Origin of the sequence: Streptococcus oralis, assembly GCF_026782285.1 — a bacterium.
Classification (GTDB): Bacteria; Bacillota; Bacilli; order Lactobacillales; family Streptococcaceae; genus Streptococcus; species Streptococcus oralis_CG.
In genome coordinates this window covers 1-8,954 of the sequence record NZ_JAKUWG010000005.1, presented here as the reverse complement: position 1 = coordinate 8,954, position 8,954 = coordinate 1, and the positions used below count along the sequence as shown (strand labels likewise).

The 8,954-nt window shown below is 39.0% G+C and carries 5 protein-coding genes and 1 pseudogene; all 6 read left to right on the top strand.

The window, feature by feature from the left end; all coding sequences use genetic code 11:
* Positions 1 to 36: 36 nt before the first annotated feature.
* On the top strand, positions 37 to 1,296 hold the full coding sequence (locus MK403_RS04725) for an accessory Sec system protein translocase subunit SecY2 (RefSeq protein WP_268709107.1): 1,260 nt from the start codon (positions 37 to 39) through the stop codon (positions 1,294 to 1,296).
* Positions 1,297 to 1,302: 6 nt separating this feature from the next.
* On the top strand, positions 1,303 to 2,901 hold the full coding sequence (gene asp1, locus MK403_RS04720) for an accessory Sec system protein Asp1 (RefSeq protein ID WP_084947077.1): 1,599 nt from the start codon (positions 1,303 to 1,305) through the stop codon (positions 2,899 to 2,901).
* The gene (asp2, locus tag MK403_RS04715) at positions 2,888 to 4,468 is read left to right on the top strand and encodes an accessory Sec system protein Asp2 (protein WP_084947074.1); all 1,581 of its coding nucleotides are present in this window, start codon (positions 2,888 to 2,890) and stop codon (positions 4,466 to 4,468) included. Before asp1 ends, asp2 begins: the two co-directional genes overlap by 14 nt.
* Positions 4,465 to 5,499, top strand: a complete 1,035-nt coding sequence (asp3, locus tag MK403_RS04710; protein WP_125399037.1) for an accessory Sec system protein Asp3 — start codon at positions 4,465 to 4,467, stop codon at positions 5,497 to 5,499. Before asp2 ends, asp3 begins: the two co-directional genes overlap by 4 nt.
* Positions 5,489 to 7,876 carry an accessory Sec system translocase SecA2 gene (gene secA2, locus MK403_RS04705; protein ID WP_268709106.1) on the top strand — a complete coding sequence of 796 codons (2,388 nt, stop codon included), beginning with the start codon at positions 5,489 to 5,491 and terminating at the stop codon, positions 7,874 to 7,876. Before asp3 ends, secA2 begins: the two co-directional genes overlap by 11 nt.
* Before the next feature lie 68 nt (positions 7,877 to 7,944).
* A pseudogene (locus MK403_RS04700) lies at positions 7,945 to 8,954 on the top strand (hypothetical protein); the annotation flags it as partial.

The window sequence follows — 8,954 nt, the reverse complement described above, 5'->3', positions numbered from 1 at the left end:
CAAGGTTTGCTAAATATAAAGAATAAAGGATGACAGATGAAACATTTCGGTCTTAAGAAACAGAAACGAACAAGTATTTTTTTCCGAAGAGCAATTTTTACAATTTTGATCATCGCGATCTATTTACTTGGTCGCCATATTTTACTTCCAGGATACAATGGTAATACAGGTTTTTCACAAATAAGTGAGCAAAATCCCTTGGCCTATTTGTATTCCTTAGCAGGAGTAGATGTCTCTCAGATTTCCATGTTTTCACTGGGATTAGGTCCATGGATTACGACCATGATTGTCTGGCAGGTTATCAATTTAAATAAAAGTTGGAATATCCAGTCCTGGTCATTGAAAAAAGCGGATTTTGTCCAAAAGATTCTCACTTTGATTTTTTCCGTGTTACAGGGGATAGCTGTTATGTACACAGCTCGTTCGGAAAATGGACGCTTTTTGCTTCTTGTAGATGATTGGATTTATAATATGGCTGTACTAGCAACTGTTGTAGCAGGAAGCTTTGTTATTATCTGGTTGGCTGGTTTGAATGTTAGCAAGGGAGTAGGTGGGCAGACAATTATTATTATTTCAGGAATTCTGCTACAATTTGCTAACCAATTAGTGGTATTGATAGGACAATCTGTTTTGTCTAAAGAAGGACTGGCCTTTCTAGTAGGTGCGGCGATCTCATTTTTGATCTTAGGCTATATTGCCGTGGTCTGCGAGAGAGCTGAAATTCGTTTGCCTCTAAATCGAGTCATGTTAAGTAGTCGTTACTATGGCAAGTCTTACCTCCCTATCAAATTTCTTCCCTCTGGGGGAATGCCTATTATGTATGCCTCGAGTGTTATTATGTTGCTTCAGTTGGTATTAGACTGGTTTGGACATGGTTTTACGAAAAATTTTGGTAGTTTATTTGATTTTACAAAACCCCTAAGTTTGGCCTTTTATCTGCTAGCTATCTATCTTCTTGCAATTTTATTTGCCTATATCAACTTGGAACCAGAAGAAACAGCGAAACGTTTACAACGTCAAGGAGAGTACCTAGATTATATCCAGCCTGGGAAAGCAACTTTAAAAGTTTTGAAACATTATATTTCCTTACAGTCTAACGTAGGAGCACTCTACCTGATCGTTTTTATTGGTTTACCCTATTTCATTAATTTCTTCCTACCTCTTCCAAATTTGCTTTTGACTATACCGAGTACATTGATCATTTTAGTCAGTATGCTCTTGCCTTTGCATGAAGAAATACGTATCTTGAGGATTGGGACTTACTACCACAAAGAATTAGAATTTAAAGGAGAATAGAGGGATATGTTTTACTTTGTACCATCTTGGTATAGACAAGATCGGAAATGGTATTCTACCACTCTGCCTTTCTATTACGTGTCTAAAAATATGATGTTTGATGATGCGGTGAATTTGCTGCGAATGTTTCAGCAATCAGGAGAGGCAAATACCACTCTGATTTTGAACTATTCACCACATATTCGAACCTTTCTTTATCAGCAAAGAATATTGCCAGAAACTGTATGGAATCTATTTGATACCATACAAGGTCTGACGGATGTATCTGTACGTAAAATTCGTCTGGAAGATATTAAATGGCCTCAAGGAGTAGAATTCTTCTATACTCCTTTTATGATTGAGGTATATTTAAATCAAGAACACTATGCTAAAATTAACTTTTCACAAACAGGTAATTTCTTTGATATTACTTATTTTGAGGGTGGGCAGACAAATCATCAGCTAATTTTTGATGATCGTGGATTTGTTTCGAGTGTCATCTATTTTGAAAATGATCAACCTTACTACCAAGATTATTTAAATTTACAAGGTACATGGCAGTTTAGGGAATTTTTGGGTACAGAAAATCATCAAGTGCTTATCAACCCTGAGGCGCAGGTTACATTTGCAAAAGAAGTTTACCGAGATATCGAAGAATTGATCAATGAAAAACTAGATCAGTATTTAACTTCTTCGCTAACCAAGGATGATACGATTGTGATTTCGTCAGATGTGCAGCACAATCACTTTTTCCAAAAGATTAAGGAAAACCATCATGTTATCTTGTCTTTTTTTGGAGATCGCTATCCAATTACAAATCAGGAGCAGCTGCTAACGGATTTGACAGACACGCCGTTCTTCGTTGTCGATAGTTTAAATAAAATTGAAACGATAGCAGCTAATGTGGATCTAGAACAGTTGCCGGGATTTTATGAGATTCCGCCTTATGATACTCATCTAAACCTAGGGCATAGTCAAAGAAAAAAAGAGTTGATTGTTTACGTCAATTACGACAATCTACCAGCAGATCAAATTCAATATGTGTTTACGACTTTGTTTGAAATGATGTTGAAAAATGAATGGATTGACTTGCTGGTTGGAACACAAAGTCAGGATTTTGGTCGAGAGGCCTATATAAAACAGGTACTAGAAAGCTATCGATCTCTTAAGCCAGAATATGAACAAGAATTGATTTTTGTTGATAAAGAGAAGAGAGCGAGAGGTGAAAACCGAGTTCTTGATGATGAAGAGGAGATTGTTCGCGAACGGATTGATATTGAGACCATTCATAGCGACAGCGATTTGATTAAAGTTCTGAAGTACGTTCGTATTATACTAGATTTGGGAACTCCAGCTGATGTGTTGACTCAAATTGCTGGCATTAGTGGAGGGATCCCTCAGGTTAACTTGTATAGTTCTTCTTATGTGAAGCATGGAGAAAATGGTTGGATTCTAGATGATATTTCAGATTTTGAAGAGGCACTCTTATACTACCTCACAAACTTAGAACATTGGAATCAATCTCTAGTTCACTCAGTCAAGAAGATTGAACAGTATACAAGGGGTGAGATTGTCGATATGTGGAAAAATACCATAAAGGAATTAAAAGGAAATGAAAAAAATTAGTGTTTTGCAAATTGCTGATGAAAATTGGCAGGAGCAATATGAAATTCCTAGTAATATAAAATGGACATTTGTCAAACCAGAAGACATCGTCTCTTTATTGCCAGAAGATATCGGGATCTTAAATAGAGAAGTTGAGGCGGAAAACGGGAAAAAAAAGAAGAAAAAAGTAGACAAACCGTTTGATGTCGTGTTGGTAGATACTGCTGAATATTTAGAGCATGTCACTATCTTGGATCAGAAAATTCAGGTTTACCGTATGTTCTATCATGAGCGTTGTCAAATCACTACAAAAACGCTGGAACGATTTCTTTTGCGCAAAAAAGCTGTGAAAACAAATTTTGAAAATCCAGAGCAGATGCTACATATATTTTCACGTGGTTTTTTCTCCAAGCAAAATGGAACGAAACTAAGTGTTAATCATCTAGTCGCTGCACCATCTTTTGAGGGTCAAATCAGTTATGAAGGGACAAACTACCTTCGTTTGTGTGGCCGATACGGTGAAGATTATCAGACTATTGCGACCTATCAACATAATGTTTTTCTGAGTGGGGAGATGCCCTTAGATCTGTGGCCTGAGTTCAGGGTTTCAGAAGGTTGTTCGATCCGCTACGTTGTCAAAGGTTTTCCAGCTGGAAATTCTCCCATGCAAGAATGGATTTATGATGAAACGAGCTTTGATCGGCCTCTGACGTTAGATGTAAATGATTCGTATTATTTGAGTATCAGTATTCAAGCAAAGGGACAAGGGATTGTAAAACTTGGTCCCTGCCACTATCGAGACTCCCATCTAGGCTATGGAGACTTGTTAGTCGGAGGAAAACGAATTAGCGATAAAAATAGAGAAGAACTGATTTATTTCTTCCATCCAGGAGATTTGAAACCACCGTTGAACATCTATTTTTCAGGGTACCGTCCCGCAGAGGGATTCGAGGGATACTGGATGATGAATAATTTGGGATCGCCATTCTTACTAGTAGGGGATCCGCGTTCAGAAGGGGGCGCATTCTATCTTGGATCGGAGGAGCTGGAACAAAAACTTCTCCAAGTGGTTCATAACTGCTTAGATGAACTCGGCTTTACGAAGGAACAACTGACCTTGTCAGGTTTGTCAATGGGGACTTTTGGCGCCCTTTACTATAGTTCTAAGTTGGAACCTCATGCCGTCATTGTCGGAAAACCTCTTGTAAACTTAGGAGATATGGCAGAAAATGAGTCAACTATTCGTCCGGGAGGATTTCCAACGTCACTGGATTTGGTGTACCGCACAATAGGGGAGTTATCAAGTGAAGCTACAGCTCAGCTTAACGAACGTTTCTGGACGGCTTTTGAGTCAGCTGATTTCTCAAGAACAAAATTCATTATCTCCTTTATGTATCAAGATGACTATGATATGTCGGCCTATCCCGATATGCTGGATGAGTTAGGACAGCGAGATTACCGCGTCAGCGTTATCAGTAAGGGATTGACTGGACGACACAACGACGATACACAAGGTATTGTCGAATGGTTCTTTAATCAATATAAAACGCTATTAATGAATAGTTTTGAAAGGGAGTTTAAATCGTGAGATACAAGGAAGAAGTCTATTTTGCTTATTGGGATATCCAAAGCATATCTCAGTATCTATACGGTTCATCTGTCAAACTGTTAGATGGTGGTCATGTTTTGTATGAAAACCAGTTCATGCCTTCGGGGACAGTTATTCATGAATGGCATTCACGGGCAAACTATCAGGCCTTACGCAATACGAGTCAGCTTCCTGAATTGAAACGTGGGCAAAACTATATTTTTGGCAGTCATATAGAAACCATCCCAGAAAATTCAACATACTTAAAAGTTGAATTTATGGATGCTCGAGATGAAGAAATTTCGAATCAGATCATTAAACAGGGAGAGAGAGTCAGCGTATGCGTTCCAGATAATACACAATATTATAAGGTGCAGTTAGTCAGCTCGGGTTGTCATCGCTTCCTTTTTGAAGGGATTTATGTTGCTGAGGAGCAGTTGGCGGATTATACAGTGGATCGCTACTGGATTTCTGATTTGCTTCATCAGGATTCCGAGAAAGAAACGATGTATGTTTGCTTTACTGAACCTGAACTCAATCGAACAGGTTTTATTCCAGAACGTGTTCGTGAACATTTCTCAAATGTATTGATTGTTAATTCGTCTTATAGAGAAGCGCTCCTATACATGGAGGAACGTTTTTACGAAACCTTGCTTGAAACGATTGAAGAATTAGCGCAAGAGCATCTTTTTGAAAAAGTGGCTTTTGTTGGTTATGGAGCGATTTCTAATATTGCGGCCTTGCATTACTCCAAACAATTTGGAAATTCATACGCTCTTGTGACGGATGAGTTTTTAAGCGAACTAGACTATCAACGCTTGCTGGAACGTTACCGTAGTCGAGTAAATCCGCCTATTTTTAAAGAATTATTGCTACAGCAATTTAATCCGACAAAAGTTAAGGAATATGCGGACTTGAAGACTAGACCACGTGAACTAGCAAACATTGAATATTTATTAGATAAGTCATTTTTACTTCAAGCGATTGACTTGGAAAAGATTGAAGAGTGGATGAGAGAGAATGAAAACTAAACGATTCAATTTGACCAACTCCTATAAACTAATGCGTTACAAAAAGATTTTGGAGAAGGTTAATAAACTATCTGATAGTTATGCAGCTATGCCAAATGAGAAACTGCAAGCTCAGACAAAATGGTTTAAAGAACGCCTTTCTGGAGGAGAAAGCTTACAGTCCATTTTGCCGGAAGCGTATGCAACTATTCGTGAGGCAGCCAAGCGTGTATTAGGATTATATCCTTATGATGTTCAGGTTTTAGGGGCCTTGGTTATGCAAGACAATCAGATTGCAGAAATGAGAACAGGGGAAGGAAAAACCTTGACAGCTATCCTTCCTTTATACCTAAATGCCTTGACGGAAAAAAGTACAATCTTAGTCACGGCCAATGAATATTTGGCAGCGCGTGATGCTAAACAAATGGCACCCGTTTTTCGATTTTTAGGAATGACAGTTGGGGTTGGTGTCTCGGACGATCCGACAAAAAAACTTAAAATTCCTCAAAAACAACAAATCTATAAGAATGATATTGTCTATACAACACATAGTGCGTTAGGGTTTGATTACCTAGAAGAAAACTTGGCGACATCTCAATCAAAGAAGTTTTTGCCAAAATTTTATTTTTGTTTGGTCGATGAAGTAGATGCAGCCTTGCTAGATAGTGCGCAGATGCCCCTAATCATTTCAGGTTCTCCTCGGGTTCAATCCAACCTCTTTCTCTCGTGTGATGAGTTTGTAAAAACTCTAAAAGAAGGGGAAGATTTTAATTTAGACTCTACTCGGACGTCTGTATGGTTGACGAGAAAAGGAGTAAAGGAAGCAGAGGTTTATTTCCGCGTTCAGAATGCCTATGATCCAGATAATTACCAGCTCATTCGCCAAATTAACCTAGCTTTGAGAGCTAACCACTTATTTGAAAAAGATCGTCAGTACACAGTGGATAATGGCGAAGTTAAACTGATGGATGAGGCGACAGGACGTCTCTTGGAAGGAAATAAACTCCAATCAGGACTGCACCAAGCACTAGAAGCCAGAGAACGTGTGAAAATCACATTGGAAACGCGTTCGATGGCCTCTATTACCTATCAAAATTTATTTAGAATGTTTCCAAAATTAGCAGGGATGACGGGTACTGGTAAAGTTTGTGAGGATGAGTTCAGAGACGTTTACGACTTGGGAGTCGTAGTTGTTCCTACACGAAAACCCAATTTACGAATTGATTATCCAGATGAAATCTATCTTACGATTCCTCAAAAATTATATGCTTCATTGGAGTATATCAAAAAATTACATAAAAAAGGTCAGCCAGTTTTAATTGCGACAGGATCAGTTGGCATGTCTGAGATTTATTCTATGCTCTTACTCCAAGAGGGAATCGCCCATAATGTGTTGAACGCCCATAATGCAGCGAAAGAGGCTGAGATGATCGCCCTGGCTGGTAGACGTTCTGCAGTGACGGTAGCAACATCAATGGCAGGTCGTGGAACAGATATTATCTTGGAAGAAGGGGTTGCTGAGTTGGGTGGACTTGCTGTTGTTGGAACAGAGAGAATGTCCAGTGAGCGAGTGGATTTGCAGCTTCGCGGTCGTGCCGGACGACAAGGCGCTCCAGGGTTGAGCAAATTCTTTATTTCTCTTGAGGATGATCTTATTTCTAAGTCTGGTAGCAAATGGATTAGTGAGTACTATCACAAAGAAATTGCAAAACCAGAGGAAAAACAAAAGATTCATTTGACCTCTCGTCGTATTAGATATGCGGTTGAAGAAGCTCAGAAGAATAGTGATAACGCGTCAGCGGCTTCCAGACGTTCAACGGAACGATATGATGAAAGTATCCGTATTCAGCGACAGATTATCTACAATAAGCGTAATAAGCTCATCTCTCATCCAGACTTTGATTTGACTTATTTCTTGTCTATCCTATCGGATGCAGTGGACATTTATACAAGTAAAACACCGTTTAAAGAGCGGGCGGATTTATTTCGCTTTGTTTTGGATAACATTAGTTATTACTGCGAGGATATTCCAGATGATCTAGATGTCACGGATTTACGGCAAGTTAAAAAGTTTTTATCTGACCTCCTTGTTTCAGAATACCAGCAGAAAAAAGATAAAATCAAGGATTCAGAGTTGTTCAATCAATTTCAACGAACTGTTGTTTTGAGAGCGATAGATGACTGTTGGGTTGAGCAAGTTGACTATTTACAGCAATTTCAAGGTTTGGTGTCTAGTCAAGGGTATGCCCAAAAAAATCCTGTCTTTGAGTTTCATAAAGAAGCTTTTAAATCATACAAAAGAATGAATGCAGATATAAATCTAAACATTATAAAAAATATGGCATTGAGTTACATTAATATTAAGCCTTCTGGGAAGTTAGAAGTTTTCTTTGGCTAATGCTTTGACAGATTCTGTTGTAGACTTTATAATGATGATATAACTGTATTTTTGGAGAAAATCATATTATGAGCAAAAATAATAACGAAGAGCTAAAGGGGTTTAAACGTTTGATATCAAAGTTTAAGCAAAAGGGTAGGGAAGATAGTGATTACCGTAGCCTGGATGCAACTAAATCAAAGCCCGTTAGTCGAAAACTCAAAGAGCAAAAGGAAATTATTCTGAGTGCTAGTGAAGATCTTGAGTTACCAACAGAATCAGTTTCTGTCATGGAAGCCTTAGAAGACTTTCAGGAAAGGAACAGTTTGGGAGTGGCTGACTTGATAAGGGATGTTAGTCAGAGTTTGTCAACTAGCGCTTTAGCTTCCCTCAGCCTTTCTGTCGCAGATTCGTACAGTGAGTCGTTTAGCCAGAGTATATCAGCAAAAGGATTCTCACTTCGAGAGTCTATGTCTGAGAACTACTCATTAGTGGTCTCTTCTTCAGAATCTGAATTTGAGTCCCTTTCCTTGGTTGATAGCCTCTCTGTTTCTGAGCATTTGACAGGGGAGTCCCTTTGTCAGGATACGGATGCATTCTCTTTGAGTGAAAGTATTGCGTACTCAGAGTCCCTTTCCTTGAGTGAATCAGAACAAGCAAGTCAGAGTGTTTCCGAGTCTGAGTTCTATAGCCTAAGTCAGAGTGAGTGGGAATCCGTTTCCGAATCCCAAAACTCTTCAGAATCAGAGCAAGCCAGTCAGAGTGTTTCCGAGTCTGAGTTCTATAGCCTAAGCCAGAGTGAATGGGAATCCATATCCGAATCTCAAAGTCACTCAGAATCAGAGTGGTGGAGCTATTCCGAATCAGAACAAGCCAGTCAGAGTGTTTCTGAGTCTGAGTTCTATAGCCTAAGCCAGAGTGAGTGGGAATCCATATCCGAATCCCAAAGCTCTTCAGAATCAGAGTGGTGGAGTTCTTCAGAATCGGAACAAGCGAGTCAGAGTATCTCCGAGTCTGAGTTCTATAGCCTAAGCCAGAGTGAATGGGAATCCATATCCGAATCCCAAAGTTCTTCAGAATCAGAGTGGTGGAGTTCTTC

What these genes read in the sequence shown, in the direction of transcription:
- MK403_RS04725 (WP_268709107.1), top strand. Translation starts at nt 37, where the DNA reads ATGAAACATTTCGGTCTTAAGAAACAGAAACGAACAAGTATTTTTTTC.
- secA2 (WP_268709106.1), top strand. Translation starts at nt 5,489, where the DNA reads ATGAAAACTAAACGATTCAATTTGACCAACTCCTATAAACTAATGCGT.
- asp1 (WP_084947077.1), top strand. Translation starts at nt 1,303, where the DNA reads ATGTTTTACTTTGTACCATCTTGGTATAGACAAGATCGGAAATGGTAT.
- asp2 (WP_084947074.1), top strand. Translation starts at nt 2,888, where the DNA reads ATGAAAAAAATTAGTGTTTTGCAAATTGCTGATGAAAATTGGCAGGAG.